Raw genomic sequence first — 24,351 nt, 5'->3', positions numbered from 1 at the left:
TTTCCGACTCTATCAGATCTTTCCGATCCGATTTCCTCGGTGCTTTCCAGGTTCCCGCTCCGCTTTCGCTTCGCGTTTCCCTTTCCGGCGGCTCCGACTTTATCAGAAGTTCTGAGTCGGATTTTCCACCTCTCCGGGGACGTCCTCCGGTGTGCACGAAGCATCCCGGGTTCCCGTCCTGGCGGAGCCGTAAACGTACTGGAGCGGGGCGCCTCGATGCAAATCGAGGCGCCCCGCCACCAGTTCGCGCGTACGAGCTGCCGTAGGACAGTCGTACGGTCCGTCAGACCTCCACCACCACCGGGAGGATCATCGGCCGGCGCCGGTAGGTGTCCGAGACCCACTTGCCCAGTGTGCGGCGGATGAGCTGCTGCAGCTGGTGGGAGTCGGCGATGCCTTCCTGGGCGGTCTTCTCCAGGGACTCCGCGATCTTCGGGATGACCGCGCCGAAGGCCGAGTCCTCGATGCCCGAGCCGCGGGCCTGGATGTGCGGGCCGCCGGTGACCTTGCCGGTCGTGGAGTCGACCACCACGAACACCGAGATGATGCCCTCGTCCCCGAGGATCTTGCGGTCCTTCAGCGCGGGCTCGCCCACGTCACCGACGGAGAGCCCGTCGACGTAGACGTAACCGGCCTGGACCTTGCCGGAGATCTTGGCCTTGCCCTCGACGAGGTCGACGGTCACGCCGTCCTCCGCGATGACGATCCGGTCGTGCGGAACGCCGGTCATCGCGCCCAGTTCGGCGTTGGCGCGCAGGTGGCGCCACTCGCCATGGACCGGCATCAGGTTCCTGGGCCGGCAGATGTTGTAGAAGTACAGCAGTTCGCCGGCCGAGGCGTGGCCGGAGACGTGCACCTTGGCGTTGCCCTTGTGGACGACGTCGGCGCCCCAGCGGGTCAGGCCGTTGATGACCCGGTACACCGCGTTCTCGTTGCCGGGGATCAGCGACGAGGCGAGGATCACCGTGTCGCCCTCGACGATGCGGATCTGGTGGTCCCGGTTGGCCATGCGGGAGAGGGCGGCCATCGGTTCGCCCTGCGAGCCCGTGCAGACCAGGACCACCTCGTGGTCGGGCAGGTCGTCGAGCGTGCGGACGTCCACCACCAGGCCCGGCGGCACCTTCAGGTAGCCGAGGTCCCGGGCGATGCCCATGTTGCGGACCATGGAGCGGCCGACGAAGGCGACCCGGCGGCCGTACTCGTGGGCGGCGTCCAGGATCTGCTGGATGCGGTGGACGTGGCTGGCGAAGCTCGCCACGATGATCCTCTTGCGGGCGCCGGCGAAGACCTGGCGCAGCACACCGGAGATGTCCCGCTCGGGCGGGACGAATCCCGGCACCTCGGCGTTGGTGGAGTCCGCGAGGAGGAGGTCGATGCCCTCTTCGCTCAGCCGTGCGAACGCGTGCAGGTCGGTGAGCCGGCGGTCCAGCGGGAGCTGGTCCATCTTGAAGTCGCCGGTGTGGACCACCATGCCGGCGGGTGTGCGGATGGCGACGGCCAGCGCGTCCGGAATGGAGTGGTTGACCGCGACGAACTCGCAGTCGAAGGGCCCGATGCGCTCCCGGTTCCCCTCCACGACCTCAAGGGTGTAGGGGCGGATGCGGTGCTCCTGGAGCTTGGCCTCGATGAGCGCGAGGGTCAGCTTGGAGCCGATCAGGGGGATGTCCGGCTTCTCCCGCAGGAGGTAGGGGACACCGCCGATGTGGTCCTCGTGGCCGTGCGTGAGGACGATGCCCTCGATGTCGTCGAGGCGGTCCCGGATGGACGAGAAGTCCGGCAGGATCAGGTCGATTCCGGGCTGCTCCTCCTCCGGGAAGAGCACTCCGCAGTCGACGATCAGCAGGCGTCCGCCGTACTCGAAGACCGTCATGTTGCGGCCGATCTCCCCGAGGCCGCCGAGCGGGGTGACGCGGAGGCCTCCGTCGGCGAGCGGCGGGGGCGGCGCGAGTTCAGGATGCGGATGACTCAAAAGACCCTCCTCACCACGCGCGCCACGTACCGGTGGGCACGTGGCGCGCGTGACGTTCGTGCAGAAGCAGTTGTCGTTGTGGGGTGCAGGCACCGGTGGCCTGCGGTTTCGTGCTTGTTCAGTTGTGGTGCCCGGTTCCCGGGTGTGGTTCCGGGTGGAGCCGGGCGGTGCGAGGGATCTCGCGAAGTCTCGTTGTCAGAGCTGTACCCCGCCGGCGGCAAGATCGATCTTGAGCTGTTCGGTCTCCTCGGGCGCCAGCTCGACCATGGGCAGCCGCAGCGGCCCGCCGGGCAGCCCCCGCAGGGCGAGCGCGGCCTTGGTGGTCATGACGCCCTGGGTGCGGAACATGCCGGTGTAGACGGGCAGCAGCTTCTGGTGGATCTCGGTGGCCTTCTGCACGTCACCGGAGGTGTAGGCCTCGATGAGGGCGCGCAGGTCGGGGGTGACGAGGTGGCCGACGACCGAGACGAAGCCGACCGCGCCGACCGAGAGCAGCGGCAGGTTCAGCATGTCGTCGCCCGAGTACCAGGCGAGGCCGGAGCGGGCGATGGCCCAGCTCGCGCGGCCGAGGTCGCCCTTGGCGTCCTTGTTGGCGACGATCCTGGGGTGCTCGGCGAGGCGGACGATCGTCTCCGTGTTGATCGGGACGCCGCTGCGGCCGGGGATGTCGTAGAGCATGACGGGCAGGCCGGTCGCGTCGGCGACGGCCGTGAAGTGCCGGTACAGGCCCTCCTGCGGGGGCTTGTTGTAGTACGGCGTGACGGTCAGCAGGCCGTGCGCGCCGGCCTGCTCGGCGGCGCGGGCCAGTTCGATGCTGTGGTGGGTGTCGTTGGTGCCGACGCCGGCCACCACGTGGGCCCGGTCTCCGACGGCCGCCACGACCGCGCGTACCAGCTCCGATTTCTCCGCATCGCTGGTGGTGGGGGACTCGCCGGTGGTGCCGTTGACGACCAGGCCGTCGTTGCCTGCGTCCACCAGGTGGGCGGCGAGCCGCTGCGCGCCGTCGAGGTCGAGTGCGCCGTCCGCCGTGAAGGGCGTGACCATGGCGGTGAGGACCCGCCCGAAGGGGGTCTGCGGAGTCGAGGTCGGAGCCATGGGTAACACGCTACTCGTTGCTCAAGGCGGGGTCTGCCCTCGGGGCGGCCGACAAGTCGTGACAAAGGCGGAGCCCGGCACTGCCTGCTCGGGGGTTCAAGCAGTGCCGGGTCCGTTCGATCAGGCTAGATAACTTCCATAAATGCCGCAATACGGACACTTCGCAAGGCTGATCCGTACATCTGTCCCTGGTCCCGCCCCCGCGGCAGGACGGGGCGCGCGCCGGACAGGGGCCTACGGCGCGACCCGGCCGTTGGCGTTGAAGGCGGCGTAGGTGAGGGGCATGAGCTTCGCCCACTCGGCCTCCATCCGCTCACCGACCATCTCGATCTCCCGCTGCGGGAAGGACGGCACCTTGGCCAGTTCGTGCTGGGTGCGCAGGCCGAGGAAGTGCATCAGCGAGCGGGCGTTGCAGGTGGCGTACATGGAGGAGAACAGGCCGACGGGGAGGACCGCGCGGGCGACCTCGCGGGCGACGCCGGCGGCGAGCATCTCCTGGTAGGCCTCGTACGCCTGCCGGTAGGAGTCCTCCATGACCCGGCCGACCAGTTCCTGCTGGCCCTGGGTGCCCTCGACGAAGCGGTACTTGCCGGGGCGGCCCTCCTGGACGAGCTTGCGCGAGGCGTCGGGCACGTAGAAGACCGGCTGCAGCTCCCGGTAGCGGCCGGACTCCTCGTTGTAGGACCAGCCGACGCGGTGCCGCATGAACTCACGGAAGACGAAGATCGGCGCGCTGATGAGGAAGGTCATCGAGTTGTGCTCGAAGGGGCTGCCGTGCCGGTCCCGCATCAGGTAGTTGATCAGGCCCCGGGAGCGCTCCGGGTCCTTGTTCAGCTCGTCCAGGGACTGCTCGCCGATGGTCGAGACGCGGGCCGCGAAGAGCACGTCGGTGTCCGACGCGGTGTGCTTGACCAGCTCGACGGTGACATCGCTGCGGAAGCTCGGCTTCAGGTCGTCGGCGGGGGTGTCGGTCACGGTGCGGGGAGTCCCTTCCTTCACGTCTGACGGGCGGCGCCCACTCTACGTGGGCGGCCCCTCCTGTCCCCGTCCGCACTCGGGTCCCAGTCAATTTCCGGAAATGGGCACCTTTCGGGACACTCATGCGTCTGTATGAGTGAGACACGCCCGTTCGACCCCCGAACCGTTCGTTCCCACCCTCCGAACCGTCCGGCCCGAACACCCCGACCCCGAAGGGAGCCGTACCCGCGATGTTCCGTCGGCGTGAGCCCGTCCCGTTCGCCTTCGTCGCCGAGGCCGACCGGTTCCGCAGCAATGTCACTCCCCCGCCCCGGCGGCGGGCGTCGGCGGCCCAGATAGCCGGGCGCTGTCTGCTGGGCCTGACCATCGTGGCGGGCCTCGTGGGCTCCCTGGTCGTGGGGATGCCCGCGCTGGCGACCAGCCACTCCCCCACGCAGACGCAGCAGGCCTCGCACGGGCACTGACACAGGCGGCGAAAGGGCCGGCCACTCACCTGGACCCCCGCGAGTGGTGAGCGACGACACAGCCGGATAGCCTCACCGGGCACAGCCCCCGCGTGGATTGAGTGAGGAACCGCCGTGCCCCTGCCCTTCCTGACGGCCGACCGCGCCTTCGACGCAGCGGACGACGTCGCGCTGCCGTTCGACGACCGCGAGCGCTGGCGGCGCCCCTACCGGCCCGGCCCCTGGCGGGTGGGCGTGGCCGCGCTGGTGCTGCTGGTCGCCTCGTTCGTGCTGCTCTCGGCGGTCGTGATCGCGCTGACCGGCGCGGTGGCGGGCGGCGCTGCCTGTCTCGGCACGGGTCTCGTCGTGGTCGCCGTGGCACTGCGGCTGCTGCGCATGGGCGTGTGGGTCGGTGCGCGCGGACTGCGGCACGTCAGCTTCCTGATCACCCGTACGACGCCGTGGGCGCAGGTCGTCAGTGTCCGCACGGTGCAGCAGCCGGTGCGCTGGCTCGGTCTGCCGCGGACGGTGCAGGGCCAGGCCCTGCTGCTCGGTCGCAGGGGCCGGCCCCAGGAGTCCGCGCCGCCGCTGCTGACCACGCACAACGCCGACTTCCTGGGCCGCGCGACGGCGTTCGACCGCGCGGCGGACATGGTGGAGGCGTGGGCCGAGGAGTACCGGCCCCGCTGATCCGGAACCCGTCCCGGCGTACGCGTCCGGGGCGGGCGGACGGTGGTCCCGCGCCGTGCTCAGGCCACCGGGACGGGCTTGCCGTCGTGCAGGGCGATCGCGCGCTGCATCGCCTTGCGGGCGCGAGGCGTGTCGCGGGCGTCGTGGTAGGCGACGGCGAGGCGGAACCAGGTGCGCCAGTCGTCGGGAGCGTCCTCCGTCTCGGCCTTGCGCCTGGCGAAGACCTCGTCGGCCGAGTCCCGGTCGATGCGCCCGCTGGGCGTGCGCTTGAGTTCGTCGACGGGCAGGCCGCCCTCGGCGTCGAGTTCGGCGGCGAGCCGGTTGGCGTTGCGGACGAACTGGGTGTTCTTCCACAGGAACCACAGGCCGATCACCGGCAGGATCAGCACGGCGACCCCGAAGGTGACCGTCACGAGCGTGCCGGACTCGATGAGCAGGACGCCACGGCTGCCGACCAGGACGAAGTAGAAGACGAGGACGGCGGCCGTGACGAGGTAGGTGATCTTCGCGCGCATGGGCTCGGGGCTCAGTTCAGGTCGAGGAAGTGCTCCAGGCCGAAGGTCAGGCCCGGAGTGGTCACCACGCGGCGCGCGCCGAGCAGGATGCCCGGCATGAAGCTGCTGTGGTGGAGCGAGTCGTGGCGGATGGTGAGCGTCTCGCCCTCGCCGCCCAGCAGGACCTCCTGGTGGGCGAGCAGGCCGCGCAGCCGCACCGCGTGCACGGGTACGCCGTCGACGTCGGCGCCGCGGGCGCCGTCCAGCGCGGTCGCGGTGGCGTCCGGCGCCGGAGCCGTACCGGCCTTGGCGCGGGCCTCGGCGATGAGCTGGGCGGTGCGCGTGGCCGTGCCGCTGGGGGCGTCGACCTTGTTGGGGTGGTGCAGCTCGACGACCTCGACGGACTCGAAGTACGGCGCGGCGAGCTGGGCGAACTTCATGGTGAGGACGGCCCCGATGGAGAAGTTCGGGGCGATGAGCACGCCGGTGGACGGAGAGCGGTCGAGCCAGCCCCTCAGCCGCGCGAGGCGGTCGTCGCTCCAGCCGGTGGTGCCGACCACGGCGTGGATGCCGTTGCGGACGCAGAAGTCGAGGTTGTCCATGACCGAGGCGGGAGTGGTCAGCTCGACGGCGACCTGGGCGCCGCTCTCCGTGAGGGTCTCCAGCCGGTCGCCCCGGCCGAGGGCGGCGACCAGCTCCATGTCCTCGGCGGCCTCCACCGCCCGTACGGCCTCCGAACCGATACGGCCCCGGGCACCGAGGACCGCCACGCGCAGCTTGCTCATCTCTTGCTTCCTTAAGACCGATGGGGTTGCCGGCCGAAGTGTTGCCGACCGGGGGCGCCGCCGGCCGAGGCTGTCGCGGCCGGGGCGCCCCGGGGGTTCACGCGACCACGTCGTGCAGACGCGCGGCCTGCTTGTCCTTGAGCGGGCCGATGACCGACAGCGAGGGGCGCTGTCCCAGGATGTCCCGGGCGACCTCGCGGACCTCGTCCGGGGTCACCGCGGCCATCCGGGCCAGCATGTCGTCGACGGAGATCTGCTCGCCCCAGCACAGCTCGCTCTTGCCGATACGGTTCATCAGCGCGCCCGTGTCCTCCAGCCCGAGGACGGTCGAGCCCTGGAGCTGGCCGATGGCGCGGCCGATCTCGTCGTCGGACAGGCCGTGCTCGGCGACGTGGTCGAGTTCCTCGCGGCAGATCCGCAGCACGTCGTGCACCTGGCTGGGCCGGCACCCGGCGTAGACGCCGAACAGGCCGCAGTCGGCGAAGCCCGAGGTGTAGGAGTACACGCTGTAGGCCAGGCCGCGCTTCTCCCGCACCTCCTGGAACAGCCGCGACGACATGCCGCCGCCGAGGGCGGTGTTCAGGACGCCGAGGGCCCAGCGGCGGTCGTCGGTGCGGGCGAGGCCGGGCATGCCGAGGACGACGTGGGCCTGTTCCGTCTTCCTGTTCTGCAGTTCGACACGGCCCGCGGTGCGCAGGGCGCGCCGGCCGTCGCGCGGGGCGACGGGGGCGGCCCCGGTGCTCCCGAGGGCGCCGGCCTTCTCGAAGGCGGCACGGACCTGGCGCACGACCTTGGCGTGGTCGACGTTCCCGGCGCAGGCGACGACGAGGTGGGTCGGGTCGTAGTGCTTCTTGTAGAAGCGGCGGATGCGGTCGGCGGTGAGGGCGTTGACCGTGTCGACCGTGCCGAGGACCGGGCGGCCGAGGGGGTTGTCACCGAACATGGTGTGCGCGAACAGGTCGTGCACGCAGTCGCCGGGGTCGTCCTCGGTCATGGCGATCTCTTCGAGGATCGCGCCGCGCTCGACGTCGACGTCCTCCTCGCGGATCAGCGAGCCGGTGAGCATGTCGCAGACCACGTCGATGGCGAGCGGCAGGTCGGTGTCGAGCACGCGCGCGTAGTAGCACGTGTACTCCTTGGCCGTGAACGCGTTCATCTCGCCGCCGACGGCGTCCAGGGCGGCGGAGATGTCCAGGGCCGAGCGCCGTTCGGTGCCCTTGAAGAGCAGGTGTTCCAGGTAGTGCGTGGCACCGCCCAGCGAGCGGGTCTCGTCGCGGGAGCCGACGTGCGCCCAGATGCCGAAGGTGGCCGAGCGCACGGAGGGGAGGGTCTCGGTGACGATACGCAGGCCGCCGGGGAGGGTGGTGCGGCGCACGGTGCCGATGCCGTTCGTGCCCTTGATCAGGGTTTGGGTACGGGCGACGGCCCGCGCCTCCGAGGAGGTGCGGGCCGTCGCCTTCAAGCCACGGGACGTCACTTGGCGGCGTCGTCCTTCTGCTCTTCTGCGTCCTCTTCGCCCTCGATCACGGGGACGAGGGAGAGCTTGCCGCGGGAGTCGATCTCGGCGATCTCGACCTGGACCTTCTGGCCCACGCCGAGCACGTCCTCGACGTTCTCCACGCGCTTGCCGCCGGCCAGCTTGCGGATCTGCGAGATGTGCAGCAGACCGTCCTTGCCGGGCAGCAGCGAGACGAAGGCGCCGAAGGTCGTCGTCTTCACGACCGTACCCAGGTAGCGCTCGCCGACCTCGGGCATCGTCGGGTTGGCGATGCCGTTGATCGTGGTGCGGGCGGCCTCGGCGGACGGGCCGTCGGCGGCACCGATGTAGATGGTGCCGTCGTCCTCGATGGTGATCTCGGCGCCGGTGTCCTCCTGGATCTGGTTGATCATCTTGCCCTTGGGGCCGATGACCTCGCCGATCTTGTCGACCGGGATCTTCACGGTGATGATCCGCGGCGCGTTCGGGGACATCTCGTCCGGCGTGTCGATCGCTTCCATCATCACGTCGAGGATGTGGAGGCGGGCGTCACGGGCCTGCTTGAGGGCGGCGGCCAGGACGGAGGCGGGGATGCCGTCCAGCTTGGTGTCGAGCTGGAGGGCGGTGACGAACTCCTTGGTGCCGGCGACCTTGAAGTCCATGTCGCCGAAGGCGTCCTCCGCACCGAGGATGTCGGTGAGGGTGACGTAGTGCGTCTCGCCCTCGATCTCCTGGGAGATCAGGCCCATGGCGATACCGGCGACGGGGGCCTTCAGCGGCACACCGGCGTTCAGCAGCGACATGGTGGAGGCGCAGACCGAGCCCATGGACGTCGAACCGTTGGAGCCGAGGGCCTCGGACACCTGGCGGATCGCGTAGGGGAACTCCTCGCGGGTGGGCAGCACCGGCACGAGCGCGCGCTCGGCGAGGGCGCCGTGGCCGATCTCGCGGCGCTTGGGGGAGCCGACGCGGCCGGTCTCACCGGTGGAGTACGGCGGGAAGTTGTAGTTGTGCATGTAGCGCTTGCGGGTCACCGGGGAGAGGGTGTCCAGCTGCTGCTCCATGCGGAGCATGTTGAGGGTGGTGACGCCCAGGATCTGGGTCTCGCCACGCTCGAACAGCGCCGAGCCGTGCACCCGCGGGATGGCCTCGACCTCGGCGGCGAGCGTACGGATGTCCGTGACGCCGCGGCCGTCGATGCGCTTCTTCTCCTTGATGACGCGCTCGCGGACCAGCTGCTTGGTCAGCGCGCGGTACGCGGCGGAGATCTCCTTCTCGCGGCCCTCGAACTCCGGCAGGAGCTTCTCGGCGGCCAGGCCCTTGACGCGGTCCAGCTCGGCCTCGCGCTCCTGCTTGCCGGCGATGGTGAGCGCCTGGGCCAGCTCGGGGCGGACGGCACCGGTGAGCGCCTCCAGGACGTCGTCCTGGTAGTCGAGGAAGATCGGGAACTCGCCGGTGGGCTTGGCGGCCTTGGCGGCGAGGTCCGACTGGGCCTTGCACAGCACCTTGATGAAGGGCTTCGCGGCCTCCAGACCGGCGGCGACGACCTCCTCGGTGGGAGCCTCGGCGCCGCCCTTGACCAGCTGGATGGTCTTCTCGGTGGCCTCGGCCTCGACCATCATGATCGCGACGTCGCCGTCCTCCAGGACGCGGCCGGCGACGACCATGTCGAAGACGGCGTCCTCCAGCTCGCTGTGGGTCGGGAACGCGACCCACTGGCCGTTGATCAGCGCGACGCGGACGCCGCCGATCGGGCCGGAGAAGGGCAGGCCGGCCAGCTGCGTCGAGGCGGAGGCGGCGTTGATCGCGACCACGTCGTACAGGTGGTCGGGGTTGAGCGCCATGACCGTGCACACGACCTGGATCTCGTTGCGCAGGCCCTTCTTGAAGGACGGGCGCAGCGGGCGGTCGATCAGGCGGCAGGTGAGGATCGCGTCCTCGCTGGGCCGGCCCTCGCGGCGGAAGAAGCTGCCGGGGATCTTGCCGGCGGCGTACATCCGCTCCTCGACGTCCACCGTGAGGGGGAAGAAGTCGAGCTGGTCCTTGGGGTTCTTCGAGGCGGTGGTCGCCGACAGCACCATGGTGTCGTCGTCCAGGTAGGCCACGGCGGAGCCGGCGGCCTGCTTGGCCAGGCGGCCCGTCTCGAAGCGGATGGTGCGGGTGCCGAAGGAACCGTTGTCGATGACGGCTTCGGCGTAGTGGGTCTCGTTCTCCACCAGCGTTTTCTCCGTTACTTGTCGTCTTTCGTCCCGCCTCGCCCGTGTGGCGGGGGGACGGTGGCGGAGAAGCGCTCCGTCTGGTGCGGGCCGGTCTTCGATCGAAGCACCCGGGGCTCACATCGCCCGGGGGCCACTACCGAGGACCGGCGGCGGCGAGGTGCGCTCCTCCTCGTTCTGTGTGCGTGCTGGGCGCGTACGGATTCGTACCGCGCTTTCGCACGTCTATGCGTACTGTTCCGTACCGCGTTCCATGCCGTACGTCGTGCGTCGTGCTACCACACTACAAAGCGTGAGTGACACTCCGCACGTTTCCGCACATCCGGCGGAGTTCTCCGTACCCGCGGCGAGCCCGCCGCACGTACGGCAAAGGGAGCGGCCCCCGATCCTGACCGGGAACCGCTCCCTTCACGGCGTCCTACTTGGCGCCCGCCGCACCGCGGCGGATGCCGAGGCGGTCGACCAGCGCACGGAAGCGCTGGATGTCCTTCTTCGCCAGGTACTGCAGCAGGCGACGGCGCTGACCGACCAGGATCAGCAGGCCACGACGGGAGTGGTGGTCGTGCTTGTGGGTCTTGAGGTGCTCGGTCAGGTCGGAGATCCGACGGGACAGCAGGGCGACCTGGACCTCGGGGGAGCCGGTGTCACCCTCCTTGGTACCGAACTCGCCGATGATCTGCTTCTTCGTAGCGGCGTCGAGCGACACGCGTACTCCTTCATGGTCTGCAAGTGGCCACCGAGTGCCCCAGCTCTGTGTCTCTGGGGAGCTTCCGTGACTCGGGAGGCGGGGTCCGCTGGGCGCGATCTCCAGGGCCCGCAGGGTTGCCTGCGACGGCGCCGGGGGTGCGTACACAAACGGCCGTCGACCAGGTTACCAGGCGGTGGAGGCCGCCCTTCACCCGGTTTCCCGAACGCCCCGCGCCGCGCGCCCCAGGGCCTAGGGTGAGCGCTGGCACCGTGTACGTACGTCGGGAAGGGGTCGCTGCGAGATGGCGGAGACGGAAGCGGAGATCAAGGCACGCAAGGAGCGCGAGCGCGACGAACTGTACGCGCTCGACATCTCCGGCGTGGAGTGGCACTGCGCGCCGGGCACGGAGCAGCACGAGGAGCGCGTCGAGATCGCCTACCTGCCGGGCGGTGCCGTGGCCATGCGGTCGTCCCTCGACCACGACACGGTGCTGCGCTACACGGAGGCGGAGTGGCGGGCGTTCGTGCTCGGGGCACGCGACGGCGAGTTCGATCTGGAGCCGGCCGAGCACAACGGGGGGCTCGGGGCGGCGGCGGAGTAGCGGTCCGGCCGACGGACGGGGAGGGGCGGCGCGGGGTTGCGCGCCGCCCCTCCCCCTGTCCGGTGGGGCCGGTCAGTGCCGCGCGGCCGCGCTGCCGATGCCGAGGACGGCGTCCACCGGGTAGGTGGGGTGCTTGTCGTCGGCGGTCAGCTCACGCTTGGCGAAGTAGACCCGGCCCTGCGCGACCAGGATGTCCGAGTGCTCGATGTCGGCGAAGTCTCCCTCGTCGTCCGCCGGGAACCCGAAGAGGAGGAACGGTGTCTCCTTGCCGGTGCGCGGGTCCCAGGTGAGGACCGAGGACGGCTCGACCTCGGAGTAGCTGCGCCGGAACACCAGCAGGGCGTCCCCGTCGGCCTGCAGCGGGGTGAGCGGCTGGGAGGGCCGGGCGTCCAGCTTGCGGCCCGCCTTCCCGGTCGTGACGTCGAAGGCCACGATCCAGTTGGCCGCCTGGCGCAGCTCGGTGGTCTCCTTGCTGACCACGTACACCTGGTCGCGTCCGACGACCACGCCGTCGCAGTACTCCACCGTCCCGAAGAACCCGGCGCCGAAGTCACGTTCGCCGCACTTGGGGTCGTAGCCGGTGAGGGAGATGGTGGCCAGGCGCTTGCCGGCGCCGTCGAGCGTGATCAGGTCGGTCACCGAGCTGTCGCCGGCGGCGACGGCGAGCACCGGCGGGTCGGAGGAGGGCAGGTAGACGTCCTCGACCCCGTTCGCCACCTTGTACGTCCACAGGGGCTTTCCGGTACGCGGGTCCAGCTTCTCGACCCGGTAGGTGGGATTGGGCGACTGGGCGCCGCACTCTTCCAGGACCAGCAGGGCCCGGCCGCCCGCGAAGCCGTTGTCCTCGCAGGCGGAGACCGTCGTGCTGTTCCAGAGCTGCTTGCCGCTCTTCATGTCGTAGGCCACCGAACCGCCGCCCCAGGCGACGGCGACGACGCCCTTGGTCATGGTCAGGTTCGTGTTGGTCACGAAGGCGGAGGCGGCCGAGGGCATCTTCGCCTGCCACAGCTTCTTGCCGGTGTTCACGTCGAAGAACACCACCTCGTCGCAGACGCCCCGTTGCGCCACGGTGCCGGACTTCTTGGGCTGGACGACGACCGCCGTACGGCCGTCCGCGGTGATGTGCTTGCTGGTGGCGCAGAGATGGCCGTCGAGACGCAGGGTCCAGGCCTTCTCCGGGCCGGTGGCCGCGGTGGTGAGACCCTCGATCCGGTCGGCCATGCCCTTGGCGAGCACCTTGTCCGTGGCCCAGGTGCCCGGGGCGTACCGGGGGTCGCCCTTGACCGTCTTGGCGAGGTTGCCCTCCCTGTACTCGACCAGCAGCCGGCCTTCGGGGGAAGCGGGGGTCTTCTCCGTCAGCTCCCGGATGTCGTCCGGGCTCTGTGCGGTGGCCGACGGCTTCGGGTCGGCGGATGCCCCCTCGTCCCCCGTGGACGACAGGATCCAGCCGCCGACGCCGACGGCGGCGGCCACGACGACGGCCACGGCTCCCAGCATCCGGATGCGGCGGCGTCTGCGGTTCTGGTCCGCGGCCAGGGCGGACTGGGTGTAGGCGGACGGTGGTGGGCCGAAGCTCACGCGAGGAGATCCCTTCGTGCGGGGGTGGCCTGTGCCAGGGGCGGCCGGCCGTCCCTGGCGGGCGGCGCGGGGCGTCCGGGCATGGGGCAGCGGGTGCGGCACGCGCGCGTGCCGCACCGCCGGGCGGCCGGGTCAGCTGGTCATCGACCGGACGGTCGCGTACACGTCGAAGACGGCGAGGGCCAGGGGCACCAGTGTCAGCAGGACGAAGCCCTCGGCGATCTCCATGAAGCGGCCCCAGAACGGACTGAGTCCGCTGCGCGGCACGATGAGGCCGATCGCGGTGACGAGGGCGGCCGCCGCCGCGATCGCCGCGACGAGCCAGACGGTCCTGATGTCGAGGTCGCCGCGGTCGCCGCGCAGGGCCGCGGTGACGACCGCGCGCGGCGGGTCGAGCGCCAGTCCCAGGCCGAGCAGGACGAGCGCGCTGAGCCCCGCGGCCAGCACGGGCGCGACCTGGGCGGTGTAGCGGAAGAGCTGCGCCCGCGTCAGCAGGGCGAGCCCGGTGGCCAGGGCGAGCAGCTGGGCCCGGCCGTCGTGCGAGAAGCCGAGCACCGCCGACGCCCCGACGGCGGTGACGGCGCAGCCGCCGACCAGGCCGACGAGGAGTTCGTGGCCGCGGCGCGCCTGGGCGGCGATCCGCTCGGCGTCGACCGGTTCGGGGTCCGTGGCATCCGTGCCGTAGGCGGGCCGCGGGGCGGTGTCCGGCGGGTCGAAGCCGATGGGCAGCCGGGCGAAGCGCATCGACATGCCCGGCAGGAAGGCCAGGGCCCCGACGGCGGCCGGCGCGCACAGCGCTGCGGTCTGTGACGGCGTCCAGTGCGCGAGGATCGCCGCGAACACCGCGAGCGAGCTGATGGCGCCCGCGAGGACGAACGCGACGAAGGGCCCGTCCCCGCTCGGTGCGCACAGGGTGAGGACCACCGAGGCCAGCAGGACGGCGACGCAGGCCAGCAGGAACTGCAGCTTCCCGATGCCCTGTCCGTCGGCGAGCGGCAGCAGCCCCGACCCCGCGACGCCGGCGTTGGGCAGGGCGCCCAGCCCCAGGGCGACGGCCGAGGCGCGGTCGTCGTACACCCGGGCGCGTACGCAGGCGAGCACGAGCAGGAGCACCCCTGCCACCGCCGCGAGGACGCCCGGGAGGCTGTGCATGTCGTGGCGCGGGTCGGCGGTCCAGGCGACGAAGGCGAGCAGGGCGGGCAGCACACCCCCGCCGACGAGTCCGGCGGCCCGCGTCAGGTCACCGCTCCACAGGGTGTGGTCGCGGGTCACCGCGGAGGCGACGGCGTCGGACACGTCGTCGAAGACGGCGGGGGGCAGGGAGTCGGAGAAGGGCCGCAGGGTGAGCAGTTCGCCGTCGAGAATGCGCTGCGCGGCGAACGAGCGGGAGCTGTCGAGGACCGTGCCGTCCCTGCGGACGAGGTGGTAGCCGACGGGCGCGCCCTCGGCGGGGCTCTGCCGGGAGAGCCGGAGGATCTCCGGGTGGATGTCGGCGACCGGGATGTCGTCGGGCAGGGCCACGTCGATCCGGCTGTCGGGCGCGACGATGGTGACCCGGCAGAAGCCGAGCCCGGTCCCGGTCCCGGCGGGCACACCCGTGCCGGGGCCGCCCGCCCCGCCGGCTGTCGCGGAGGCCGTCATGCTCACCTGCTGCTCCCCCTCGGTGATGAATCTGCGTCAGTGGTGTGAAGGACCCGCGGCGCGCTGTCCGGTCCGCGGCTCCGGCGAGGCGCGGGGTACGGCGGAAGGGCTCCGCGGGGCCCGCCGGCGGGACGGCATACCGCTCCACATGCCATGGAATGCCCCCGTTTTCCGGCCGGTCACGCGTGTGCTCACGCGAACCCCCGGCACCCTACCGCCCCTTGGTGTCGGGCGAAGTCAGTAGGATCACGCGGCGGCCTGCGTCTCCCGGCTCGGGATGACGGCGTCCGCCTGACACGGGGTGGCGGACGGGACCCTCGGGCCCGGCATGGGAATTGGTGAGCAGTGAGCCACATCGTCGTCAAGCGCCCGCCGAGGGCGCTGCCGTCCGAAGTGCCCACGGAGGAAGTCTTCCTGCAGCCTCCGCCCGAGCTGCCGCGCGGGCACCAGGAGAGCGTCCTGATGCAGTTGCTGCCCACGCTGGGCATGGGCGGCTCGGTGGTGTTCTTCTTCACCAACGGCCAGCCGTTCATGAAGATCATGGGCATGGTGATGATCGCCTCGACGGTGGCGATGTCCGTCGCGATGGTGGTGCGTTTCCGGCGCGGTTCCCAGGGCCAGCTGGCGGACCTGCGCCGCGACTACCTGAGCTACCTCGCGCAGACCCGGCGCGCGGCCCTGGACACCGCGCGTGCGCAGCGCGACGCGCAGTACTACCTCCACCCCTCCCCCGACCAGTTGTGGGCGCTGGTCGCCGAGGGCAGCCGGGTGTGGGAACGGCGGCCGGGCGACGAGGACTTCGCGCAGATCCGCGTCGGTCTGGGCCCGCAGGCGCTCGCCACTGCCCTGGTCGCCCCGGAGACCGCCCCGGTGGAGCAGCTGGAGCCGTTGACGGCGGGCGCGCTGCGGCGCTTCCTCGCCGTCCACGGCACGCTGGACGACCTGCCGATGGCGATCTCCCTGCGCGCCTTCCACCACGTCACCCTCAGCGGCGAACCGCAGGCGGTGCGTTCCTCGGCGCGGGCGCTGGCCGCCTCGCTCGCCGCCCTGCACTCACCGCAGGACCTCGTCCTCGCCGTGGCGGCGGGCGGGGACGCGCCGGCCCACTGGGAGTGGGCCAAGTGGCTGCCGCACGCCCAGGCGGCGGGCGCCGTCGACGGCGCGGGCAGCCGCCGGCTGATCAGCGGGGACGGCCGCGAGCTGGAGGAGCTGCTGTCCGCCCGGCTCACCGGACGCCCCCGCTTCCATCCGAACGCGGCACCGCTGCCCGACGAACCGCACATCGTCGTCTTCGTGGACGGCGTGTCACTGCCCGCGGACGGCGTGCTCGCGGGCCCCGAGGGCCTGCAGGGGGTCACGGTCGTCGAGGTGGCCCCGGGCGAGCCGGCCCGTGCGCCGGGCGATCTCTCCGTCGTCGTCGGCGGCGGCTCGCTGCGCCTGGAGTCGCCGGACGGCTCCGTGTACGAGGGGACGGCCGACGCGCTCTCCTACGAGTCCGCGGAGGCCCTGGCCCGGCAGCTGGCGCCGTTGCGGATGGCGGCCGGGCGGGACGACGACGAACCGCTGCTGGCCAATCTGGAGTTCACCGACCTGCTGGGTCTGGGCGACGCGGCCTCCGTCGACACCCGTCGGACCTGGCGGCCCCGGGCGCTGGCCGAACGGCTGCGGGTGCCGATCGGTGTCGGCGAGGACGGCCGCCCGGTGATGCTGGACCTCAAGGAGGCCGCGCAGGAGGGCATGGGCCCGCACGGCCTGTGCGTGGGCGCCACCGGTTCGGGCAAGTCGGAGCTGCTGCGCACCCTGGTGCTGGGCCTGGCCGTCACCCACTCCTCGGAGACGCTGAACTTCGTCCTCGCGGACTTCAAGGGCGGCGCGACCTTCGCCGGCATGGCCCAGATGCCGCACGTGGCCGCCGTGATCACGAACCTCGCGGACGACCTGACCCTGGTGGACCGCATGGGCGACTCCATCCGCGGCGAGCTCAACCGCCGCCAGGAGATGCTGCGCGACGCGGGCAACTACGCCAACATCCACGACTACGAGAAGGCCCGCGCCGCGGGCGCCCCGCTCCAGCCGATCCCCTCGCTGGTCCTGGTGATCGACGAGTTCAGCGAACTGCTCACCGCGAAGCCCGACTTCATCGAGATGTTCGTGCAGATCGGACGCATCGGCCGCTCGCTCGGGGTCCATCTGCTGCTCGCCTCGCAGCGCCTGGAGGAGGGCCGGCTGCGCGGCCTGGAGACCTATCTGTCCTACCGGATCGGCCTGCGTACCTTCTCCGCCGCGGAGTCCCGCGCCGCACTGGGTGTGCCGGACGCGTACGAGCTGCCCAACGTCCCCGGCTCGGGCTTCCTGAAGTTCGGCACCGACGAAATGGTGCGCTTCAAGGCGGCCTACGTGTCCGGCGTGTACCGCTCGGGCGCGCAGCAGCCGCCGGTCGCCGGTGGGACGCTGCCGGTGGACCGGCGGCCGGTGCTCTTCACCGCCGCTGAGGTGCCCGTGCGGTACGCGCCGGTGCCGCGGCCGCGGGCGGGGACGGGGCCCGAGGTGGACGAGGCGCTCGCGGACACGGTGCTCGACGTGATCGTGCGCCGGCTGGAGGCCCAGGGGCCGGCGGCCCACCAGGTGTGGCTGCCCCCGCTGGACAGCCCTCCGGCGCTGGACGGGCTGCTGCCCGGCCTCACCGCGGTGCGTGGCCGCGGCCTGACCCAGCCGGGGTACGAGGGCGCGGGACGGCTCGTGGTGCCCGTAGGCCTGGTCGACAAGCCGTACGAGCAGCGCCGTGACCCGCTGTGGGTGGACTTCTCCGGTGCGGCGGGCCACATGCAGATCGTCGGCGGCCCGCAGTCGGGCAAGTCGACGCTGCTGCGCTCGCTGATCTCCGCGTTCGCCCTGACGCACACGCCCCACGAGGTCCAGTTCTACGGGCTGGACTTCGGTGGCGGCGGCATGGCGGCGGTGGCCGGACTGCCGCACGTGGGCGGGGTCGCCTCGCGGCTCGACCCGGAGAGGGTGCGGCGGACGGTCGCCGAGGTGTACGGCGTGATGACGCGCCGCGAGGAGTACTTCCGCTCGTCGGGCATCGCGTCGATCGCGGACTTCCGCAGCCGCCGGGCACGGGGCGAGATCTCCGTCACCGACCAGCCGTGGGGCGACGTCTTCCTGGTCATCGACGGCTGGGGCAGTTTCCGCACCGACTACGAGGCGCTGGAGGCGATCGTCCTGGACATCGCGGCGCGCGGTCTGGGCTACGGCATCCACGTGATCCTCACCGCGTCGCGCTCGATGGAGGTCCGGGCGAACATCAAGGACCACCTGATGAACCGTCTGGAACTGCGCCTCGGTGACACGATGGACTCCGAGATCGACCGCAAGGTGGCGGCCAACGTCCCCGCGGGCGTGCCGGGGCGCGGTGTGTCCCCGCAGAAGCTGCACTTCATGGCGGCGGTGCCGCGCATCGACGGCCTGACCTCCGACACGGACCTCGCCGCGGCCACCCAGGCGCTGGCGGCTGAGGTGTCCCGGCACTGGCAGGAGCCGGGGGCGCCCGGCGTGCGCCTGCTGCCGCGCGAGCTGCCGGCGGGTGAACTGCCCGCGGGCGACCGCTTCCCGCAGCGCGGAGTCGCCTTCGCCCTCGACGAGGACAACCTGGAACCGGTGTTCGTCGACTTCGAACAGGACCCGTTCTTCCTCGTGTTCGGCGAGAGCGAGTCCGGGAAGTCCAACCTGCTGCGGCTGCTGATCAAGCAGCTGTCGGAACGCTATTCCGGTGACGAGTGCAAGTTCTTCGTCGTCGACAACCGGCGCACGCTGCTGGACGTCACCCCCGCCTCCCACCTGGCGGAGTACATCCCGATGTCCAACAGCATGGAGCATCACATGGCCGCGCTGGCCGATCTGATGCAGCGGCGCACGCCCACGGCGGAGGTGACGGCCCGGCAGCTGCGCGAGCGGAGCTGGTGGCGCGGGCCGACGGTGTACGTCGTCGTGGACGACTACGACCTGGTCTCCACGTCGAGCGGCAACCCGCTGGGGGGCCTGACCGAGCTGCTTCCGTTCGCCCGGGACGTGGGCGTGCGGTTCATCATCGCGCGCTCGACGGCGGGGGCGGGGCGTGCTTCGTACGAGTCCTTCATGCAGCGGATGACGGAACTGGGGGCCCAGGGGGTGGTGCTCGCCGGTGATCCCAGCGAGGGCGATCTGCTCGGCGGGGTCAGGCCGCGGCCGATGCCCGCGGGCCGGGGGATCTTCGTGTCACGCCGGCGGGGCAGGCCGCTGGTGCAGACGGGCCTGGTGCCCGAGCGGTACTGAGGACAGCGGAACGGGGTGGGCGCCTCCCGTGCGCGCCCACCCCGCTGCCTTGCGGCCGTCCGGACCTGCTCACTCGAAGTAGCTTGCTCCCTTGAGGTCGCCGGCGCGGTAGTCGCCGCCGGCCTCGTGGATGCGGTGGCCGATGGTCAGCAGCGCCTGGTGGATGCCGTTGGCGTGCATGTCCCACTTCTTGTGCTGCTTGGTGAAGGCCTCGTAGGCCTCACCGCCCCAGCCCTCGGCGATCTTCTGGACATCGGCCTGGAGCGCCTTGATGTCCTCCTCGAACTTCTTGGCGATGCCGCCGAGTTCGGTGGTCAGCGCGTCGAGGACGCCGTACTTGACGGCGAGGTCCCGGTTGTGGACGTTCGTCATGGTTGTCCCGTCTCTTCGGTCGGATCGGTCCGCTCGCCACGGAGCGGGAACGGCACGGCTCAGTAGCCGCTGAGGGCCGAGGTCTTGCCGCCCAGGTCCTGGACGTCGATCTGCCGGATCCGGCCGTGCAGTTCGTCCTCGAGCTTCTCCTTGTCCTTGCGGTTGATGTTGACACCGTCAAGGACCTTCTCGAGCATCTGCCCGAGCGCGACCACGTGGTCGTTGATCTCCGTCTGCTTGGCGTTGAAGGCCCCCGCGCCCTGCCCCGTCCAGTTGTTCTCGATCATGTCGATCGTCCCCTGGAGGCGGCGGAGCTGCCCCTGGATCGACTCGTACCGATGGACGATGGACTGTTCGAGCCTGATGGCCTCGCCACTGTCGAGCTTCCGGCCGTCCGCCATGTTCCTGCTCCTTCTCGTCGTTCGTGGACGTGTGTCGTCCGCGTTCCGGCGCGCCCGGGAAGCGCGTCGTACCGGTTCAGGAGCACCGGACGTCCCCCCTCCCCGTTCCCCCCGCCCCGAGGGGCGACGGCGCCCTGCCGACGTTCCGGCTCACAGCACCGTTCACTCTAGTCACCGGCGGTCAGGGGCCCAACTGCCTTGACCGCGGTGCCTGTCGACCCTATGCGCCCGGCCGTTCCTGTTCCTGAGTACGCGTACTCAACCGCGCCGGTCGCGCGCGCGATCCGGCGCGGCGTCGCTCAGCGGGCGCGCGCGACACGGCGCGCCCTTCGGCGCGCGTCGCGCACCGCCACGGCCGTGCCGCCGAGCGCGGCCACCAGGACCCCGGTGCCGACGGCCACGTACACGGCGAGGCGGGTGTTGCGTTCGTCGGCACTCTCGCCGAGCTGGAGACGGGCGGGGGTGGGGGCCTGCGCCCTGGTGAGGCCGTCGTGCGGGTCGGGGGACTCGACCGGACGGTCGTCCTCGGTCAGCGCACGGACCGGGTCCACCACACCCCAGCCGACGAGGCGGTCGTGGCCGGCGATGGTCCGCTCCGCGGTCTGCTCGATCTGCGCCACCACCTCGCGCGCGGTCCAGTCCCGGTGCCTGGCCTTGATCAGCGCCGCCACGCCGGCCACGTAGGGCGCGGAGAAGCTGGTGCCGTTGTCGACGCACTGGCCGCCGTGCGGCACGGTCGAGATCATGTCGACGCCGGGGGCGGCCACGCCGACGAAGTCACCGGACTGGGAGAAGGCGGCGCGTTCGTTGTTGCGGTCGGATGCCGCCACCGCGAGCACTCCGTCGTAGGAGGCCGGGTACGTCTTCTTGACGTTGCCGCCCATGCCGTCGTTGCCCGCGGAGGCCACCACGACGATCCCGGCGCCGAGTGCGGCGTCGATCGCCTCCCGCAGCGCGGGCGCCGGTGCGACCGCGTTCGAGGTGTCCTGGGAGATGTTGATGACGTCGGCCTTGGCGGCGATGGCGTAGCGGACCGCCTCGGCCAGCGTCCCGGCCGTGCCGTGCCCCTCCGCGTCGTTCTGCTTCAGCGGGATGACGGTGGCCTCGGGGGCCAGGCCGGCGAAGCCGCTGCCCTTCATGGGCCGGGCGGCGATGATCCCGGCGACCTTGGTGCCGTGGCCGACCGTGTCCGTCGTGGCGGGCGTCCCGGCGCCTTCCACCTTCTTGCCCTTGTCGTCCTTGGAGGGCAGGAAGTTCTTGCCGCTCTTCGCGTCGACCGCGTGGGCGAGCTGCCGGTTCTTCACGTCGACGCCGGTGTCGATCACCGCCACGCGGACGCCCTTGCCGCGCGACCGGCTCCACAACTGGTCCAGGTTGACCCGCTGCAGGGCCCACGGACGTCCCTCGTAGACCTGTTTGCTGGGGAAGGTGCACTGGTCGGAGAAGGAGTCGCCGGCGGCAGCGGGAACGGCGGCGGTCACGGCCACGGCCAGGCCGGCCGCCGTCACCGCCGCCGCCCGCAGGAAGGGGGAGGCGAACGCGTGCGGCATGCTCTTCGACTTCCTCTCTAGGAGCCCTGCGGCTGACGCGCGGCGGCCGTCGACAGACGCGGGCCGGTGGGCAGGAACTCGGACCACGCGGCGGGGACCGGCGCGGGGCTCACTGCGGCGTAGCCCAGGCGGGTCTGCGCCTGCTGGGCCTCCTGGGCCAGCTCCTTCTTCTCCTTGTCCGTCATGCCGATGCCCGCGTCACCCGTGGCGCTGTCCGAGTTGGACTGCAGTACGTAGCGCAGCCCCGTGTCCGTGACCAGGAAGACGGGGCCGGTCTTGGTGGCGCTGCCCTGGAACTGGCGGTAGAGCTGACCGGATCCGGGGGTGACGTAGGCGCTGGCCGATCCGATGGGCAGCGGCGCGGGAAAGTCCGTTCCGGCCCAGGTGCTGAGGGTCGTGCGGCCGTCGGCCGAGACACCGCGCAGCACGTTGCAGACGGTGCTGCGGCTGCCCGCCCTCTCGGACGCCTCGTTGACGGCGACGGGCACCGCGGACGGCCAGGTGTGTTCCGCGCCGAAGGCGCCGCCGGGCACCAGGGCGCCAGGGCTCATCTCCCGGGCGTGACCGGCCTGTCCCAGCCGCGCCAGGTCCCGGCTGTAGAGCAGGAGCTGGGCGACGAAGTCGGAGACGGGCGCGATGCGGCCGGGCAGGACGACGTAGTACCGCTCCTGGTTGGCGTCGAACGCCTTGAGGACCATGCCGACCTTATTGACCGACGTGTCGAGCTGGCCGGGGGCGTGGGCCGGGGCACCGGGAGTACCGTCGATCCTCGGGAACGTGATCCGGTCACCGCGGTGCAGGGTGGCCAGCCACTCCCCGGAGACCCGTTCGGGCTCGCGGCCCGAACCGACCACGGTGCGCAGCAGCAACTCGTCGTCCGCGCCCAGCGGATAGGCCGTACCGCCCGCGTCCACGACGTAGCGGTTCCTGTCCGGGTCCATGACGTAGAGCAGTTCGCCCCCGCGCAGCCGCTGCTTGCCCTCGCTGCGCCCCATGTCGCGCCGGTCCAGGACGAGCGCGGCCTTCCGGATGGACCGGCCGCCGGCGCTGGGCCGCTCGCACACCATCCAGCGCTTGGCCGCGCCGGCCTGCTGCGCGGACGGCAGCCGGTCGGGGGCATAGGGGATTCCGATGGTGACACCGTGCGGGACCTGGCCGCTGTCGAGGACGGACTCGGCGACGGTGACGACCTGGCCCTGTCCCGGGTCGAGGAGGAGTTTGGCGGAGGCCATGTTCAGGACGGGGTGCAGCTGCGCCTTGCCGCCGGTCTTCAGCACGACGTAACGGGTGGTGGACCGGTCGGCGACGATGACCTTGGCGTTGGGGGTGTCCCAGCCCTGCGGTGCGGTGGGCTTGAACATCCCCCAGGCGCCGAAGACCGCCATCACGACCACGCCCGTGATCACACTGGGCACCACCGCGCGCAGCGGCTTCGGCGCGCCCTCCTCGGAGCCGCCCGGCGCCGACCGGACGAACGAGGCGAGCATGCGGCGCTTCGCGAAGGTGTAGGCGTTGAGCTGGTCCCGCCGAGATGCCATCTGTGCGTGTCTCTCCCCGTTTTCCCCTGCGCCGTACCCGGAGGGCGGGCCCGTCCCCGCCCCTCGTCGCCGGACCGAGCCCCTACTATGCCTGGTGTCCGCGGGGACTTGTGGAGCAGGTAGGGTACCGGGGCCTTCAAGGGCCTTGTGCGGTGCGGAAACACGCGCGCGCCGCGAGCATGACGGGGGGATGCGGTGATGGCTTCCGGGACGCGGGTGCGCTCCCGTGGCGGCGCGGGCCGGGCGGGCGCGCCGGCACCGGTTCCGGCGGCGCCGGCGGGCCGGCCGGTGACCTCCTCCGCGGCGGCCGCGGTGCAACCCCGGATACGCCGGGGCGGGACCCGGGCGTTCCGGCTGCAACGACTCGTCCTCCTGGAAGTCGCGGCCGGCCTCCTGCTCGCGGGCTGGGCCGTCGGGCCCCTGGCCCTGGCACCGGCGGCCGTCGTGGCCGTACTGCTCGCGCTGGTCGCCTTCGTGCGCCGGCGGGGACGTTCGCTGCCCGAGTGGCTCGCCACCGTGCGTGCGCTGCGGGCCCGTCAGCGGCGTGCGGCGAGCACCCTGGTGCCGGACGGCACCGAGCCGGGGCTGGCTCCCGCGGTCGAATGCGATCCCGGCCTGCGGACCTGCTCCTACGGCGGCCGGGACCGGCGGCAGGTCGGGATGGTCGGGGACGGCACCTTCCTCAGCGCGGTGGTGCAGGTGGAGGCCGAGGTCAGCGCGGTGCGGTCGGAGCGAGGGCGGCAGCCGCTGCCGGTCGCGCTGGTCCGGGACGCCCTGGAGGTGGACGGCATCCGGCTGGAGTCGGCGCAGATCGTGCTGCACACGCGGCCCGCGCCGGCCCTCCACCTGCCCCAGCACTCCGTGGCGGTGACCAACTACGCGCCGCTGCAGGCACAGACCGGCGCACCGGCGGCGCGCATCACCTGGATCGCCCTGAAACTGGATCCCGGACTGTGCCGGGAGGCGGTGGCGGCCCGCGGCGGTGGCCTGGTGGGGGCGCAGAAGTCCCTCGTGCGCGCCGCGGACCACCTGGCCAGCCGGCTCACGGGTGCGGGGTTTCGTACCACGGTGCTCGACGAGGAGGAGCTGATCGCGGCGCTGGCCACCTCGGCGTGCGCCAATCCGCTGGTGACGGCCGAGGCGGGACGGACCGAGGCGCGCGAGCGGCGCACGGAGGAGACCGGCCGCAGCTGGCGGTGCGACAACCGCAGACACACCACGTACTGGGTGCGGCGCTGGCCGCAACTGGGCCCAGGCGCCGCCTCCTTGCCGCAGCTCGTGGCTTCCCTCACCAGCGTGCCGGCGTTCGCCACGACGTTCAGTCTCACTCTGTCCGGTGGCGACCGGCGGCAGACGGACCTGTGCGCGCACGTGAGGGTGACCGGCCGCAGCGACGACGAACTCGCCGCGGCCCGGCGGAGCCTGGAGGACGCCGCCCGGCACGCCGGGGCCGGCCTGGCCCGCCTGGACCGGGAGCAGGCGCCCGCCATGCTCGCCACGCTCCCCCTCGGAGGTACCCGGTGA

Annotated in this window: 19 protein-coding genes; 5 read left to right on the top strand and 14 right to left on the bottom strand. The window is 71.7% G+C overall.

The genetic code is table 11. The features are described from left to right. Positions 1–283: 283 nt before the first annotated feature. From IG64_RS30180 to thyX, 3 genes are all read right to left on the bottom strand, one after another. Positions 284–1,969, bottom strand: coding sequence for a ribonuclease J (locus tag IG64_RS30180; protein WP_037861969.1), 1,686 nt, complete (start codon positions 1,967–1,969; stop codon positions 284–286). 195 nt (positions 1,970–2,164) lie between these two features. Then, complete coding sequence (dapA, locus tag IG64_RS30175; protein ID WP_037861968.1) at positions 2,165–3,064, bottom strand: 4-hydroxy-tetrahydrodipicolinate synthase; 900 nt, start codon at positions 3,062–3,064, stop codon at positions 2,165–2,167. A gap of 234 nt (positions 3,065–3,298) precedes the next feature. Further along, positions 3,299–4,039 (bottom strand): FAD-dependent thymidylate synthase, encoded by a 741-nt coding sequence (gene thyX, locus IG64_RS30170; protein ID WP_037861967.1) that lies wholly within the window; start codon positions 4,037–4,039, stop codon positions 3,299–3,301. A gap of 233 nt (positions 4,040–4,272) precedes the next feature. On the opposite strand from thyX, the gene IG64_RS30165 reads away from it, so the two are divergent. Further along, a complete protein-coding gene (locus IG64_RS30165; protein ID WP_037861965.1) occupies positions 4,273–4,506 on the top strand; it encodes a hypothetical protein in 234 nt (77 codons plus the stop codon). Between the two features lie 114 nt (positions 4,507–4,620). Beyond that, positions 4,621–5,175: a phage holin family protein gene (locus IG64_RS30160; RefSeq protein ID WP_037861964.1), complete on the top strand. Its 555-nt coding sequence runs from the start codon at positions 4,621–4,623 to the stop codon at positions 5,173–5,175. Positions 5,176–5,234: 59 nt separating this feature from the next. On the opposite strand, the gene IG64_RS30155 is transcribed toward IG64_RS30160, so the two are convergent. From IG64_RS30155 to rpsO, 5 genes are all read right to left on the bottom strand, one after another. Then, on the bottom strand, positions 5,235–5,690 hold the full coding sequence (locus IG64_RS30155; protein WP_037861963.1) for a tetratricopeptide repeat protein: 456 nt from the start codon (positions 5,688–5,690) through the stop codon (positions 5,235–5,237). 11 nt (positions 5,691–5,701) lie between these two features. Further along, on the bottom strand, positions 5,702–6,454 hold the full coding sequence (gene dapB / locus IG64_RS30150; protein ID WP_037861961.1) for a 4-hydroxy-tetrahydrodipicolinate reductase: 753 nt from the start codon (positions 6,452–6,454) through the stop codon (positions 5,702–5,704). Positions 6,455–6,551: 97 nt separating this feature from the next. Continuing rightward, a complete protein-coding gene (locus IG64_RS30145) occupies positions 6,552–7,931 on the bottom strand; it encodes a M16 family metallopeptidase (protein ID WP_037861960.1) in 1,380 nt (459 codons plus the stop codon). Next, on the bottom strand, positions 7,928–10,147 hold the full coding sequence (locus tag IG64_RS30140; protein ID WP_037861958.1) for a polyribonucleotide nucleotidyltransferase: 2,220 nt from the start codon (positions 10,145–10,147) through the stop codon (positions 7,928–7,930). Before IG64_RS30140 ends, IG64_RS30145 begins: the two co-directional genes overlap by 4 nt. Before the next feature lie 418 nt (positions 10,148–10,565). After that, complete coding sequence (gene rpsO, locus IG64_RS30135) at positions 10,566–10,853, bottom strand: 30S ribosomal protein S15 (protein ID WP_030177470.1); 288 nt, start codon at positions 10,851–10,853, stop codon at positions 10,566–10,568. A gap of 283 nt (positions 10,854–11,136) precedes the next feature. Between rpsO and IG64_RS30130 the strand changes: the two genes are divergently transcribed. Further along, on the top strand, positions 11,137–11,436 hold the full coding sequence (locus IG64_RS30130) for a DUF397 domain-containing protein (protein WP_037861956.1): 300 nt from the start codon (positions 11,137–11,139) through the stop codon (positions 11,434–11,436). 72 nt (positions 11,437–11,508) lie between these two features. On the opposite strand, the gene IG64_RS30125 is transcribed toward IG64_RS30130, so the two are convergent. Together IG64_RS30125 and eccD are read right to left on the bottom strand one after the other, a co-directional pair. Beyond that, positions 11,509–13,014: a PQQ-binding-like beta-propeller repeat protein gene (locus IG64_RS30125; RefSeq protein WP_037861955.1), complete on the bottom strand. Its 1,506-nt coding sequence runs from the start codon at positions 13,012–13,014 to the stop codon at positions 11,509–11,511. Between the two features lie 132 nt (positions 13,015–13,146). After that, complete coding sequence (eccD, locus tag IG64_RS30120) at positions 13,147–14,661, bottom strand: type VII secretion integral membrane protein EccD (RefSeq protein ID WP_199811680.1); 1,515 nt, start codon at positions 14,659–14,661, stop codon at positions 13,147–13,149. Between the two features lie 339 nt (positions 14,662–15,000). Between eccD and eccCa the strand changes: the two genes are divergently transcribed. Then, complete coding sequence (eccCa, locus tag IG64_RS30115) at positions 15,001–18,966, top strand: type VII secretion protein EccCa (protein ID WP_078884306.1); 3,966 nt, start codon at positions 15,001–15,003, stop codon at positions 18,964–18,966. Between the two features lie 69 nt (positions 18,967–19,035). On the opposite strand, the gene IG64_RS30110 is transcribed toward eccCa, so the two are convergent. The 4 genes from IG64_RS30110 to eccB form a co-directional block, all read right to left on the bottom strand. Continuing rightward, entirely contained in the window at positions 19,036–19,338 is a 303-nt protein-coding gene (locus IG64_RS30110) for a WXG100 family type VII secretion target (RefSeq protein ID WP_037861952.1), read from the bottom strand. Positions 19,339–19,397: 59 nt separating this feature from the next. Beyond that, positions 19,398–19,739 carry a WXG100 family type VII secretion target gene (locus tag IG64_RS30105; RefSeq protein WP_037861950.1) on the bottom strand — a complete coding sequence of 114 codons (342 nt, stop codon included), beginning with the start codon at positions 19,737–19,739 and terminating at the stop codon, positions 19,398–19,400. A 299-nt stretch (positions 19,740–20,038) separates the two neighbouring features. Next, positions 20,039–21,289 (bottom strand): type VII secretion-associated serine protease mycosin, encoded by a 1,251-nt coding sequence (gene mycP, locus IG64_RS30100; protein ID WP_051813500.1) that lies wholly within the window; start codon positions 21,287–21,289, stop codon positions 20,039–20,041. 17 nt (positions 21,290–21,306) lie between these two features. Continuing rightward, complete coding sequence (gene eccB / locus IG64_RS30095; RefSeq protein ID WP_037861949.1) at positions 21,307–22,827, bottom strand: type VII secretion protein EccB; 1,521 nt, start codon at positions 22,825–22,827, stop codon at positions 21,307–21,309. Between the two features lie 198 nt (positions 22,828–23,025). On the opposite strand from eccB, the gene eccE reads away from it, so the two are divergent. Next, positions 23,026–24,351, top strand: a complete 1,326-nt coding sequence (eccE, locus tag IG64_RS30090) for a type VII secretion protein EccE (RefSeq protein ID WP_078884305.1) — start codon at positions 23,026–23,028, stop codon at positions 24,349–24,351.

The organism is Streptomyces sp. NRRL S-340 (assembly GCF_000720185.1).
Taxonomy (GTDB): Bacteria; Actinomycetota; Actinomycetes; order Streptomycetales; family Streptomycetaceae; genus Streptomyces.
This window is presented reverse-complemented; position numbering and strand designations above follow the sequence as displayed.

What these genes read in the sequence shown, in the direction of transcription:
- IG64_RS30130 (WP_037861956.1), top strand. Translation starts at nt 11,137, where the DNA reads ATGGCGGAGACGGAAGCGGAGATCAAGGCACGCAAGGAGCGCGAGCGC.
- IG64_RS30110 (WP_037861952.1), bottom strand. Translation starts at nt 19,338, where the DNA reads ATGACGAACGTCCACAACCGGGACCTCGCCGTCAAGTACGGCGTCCTC.
- dapA (WP_037861968.1), bottom strand. Translation starts at nt 3,064, where the DNA reads ATGGCTCCGACCTCGACTCCGCAGACCCCCTTCGGGCGGGTCCTCACC.
- dapB (WP_037861961.1), bottom strand. Translation starts at nt 6,454, where the DNA reads ATGAGCAAGCTGCGCGTGGCGGTCCTCGGTGCCCGGGGCCGTATCGGT.
- mycP (WP_051813500.1), bottom strand. Translation starts at nt 21,289, where the DNA reads ATGCCGCACGCGTTCGCCTCCCCCTTCCTGCGGGCGGCGGCGGTGACG.
- IG64_RS30155 (WP_037861963.1), bottom strand. Translation starts at nt 5,690, where the DNA reads ATGCGCGCGAAGATCACCTACCTCGTCACGGCCGCCGTCCTCGTCTTC.
- eccE (WP_078884305.1), top strand. Translation starts at nt 23,026, where the DNA reads ATGGCTTCCGGGACGCGGGTGCGCTCCCGTGGCGGCGCGGGCCGGGCG.
- IG64_RS30105 (WP_037861950.1), bottom strand. Translation starts at nt 19,739, where the DNA reads ATGGCGGACGGCCGGAAGCTCGACAGTGGCGAGGCCATCAGGCTCGAA.
- eccB (WP_037861949.1), bottom strand. Translation starts at nt 22,827, where the DNA reads ATGGCATCTCGGCGGGACCAGCTCAACGCCTACACCTTCGCGAAGCGC.
- IG64_RS30165 (WP_037861965.1), top strand. Translation starts at nt 4,273, where the DNA reads ATGTTCCGTCGGCGTGAGCCCGTCCCGTTCGCCTTCGTCGCCGAGGCC.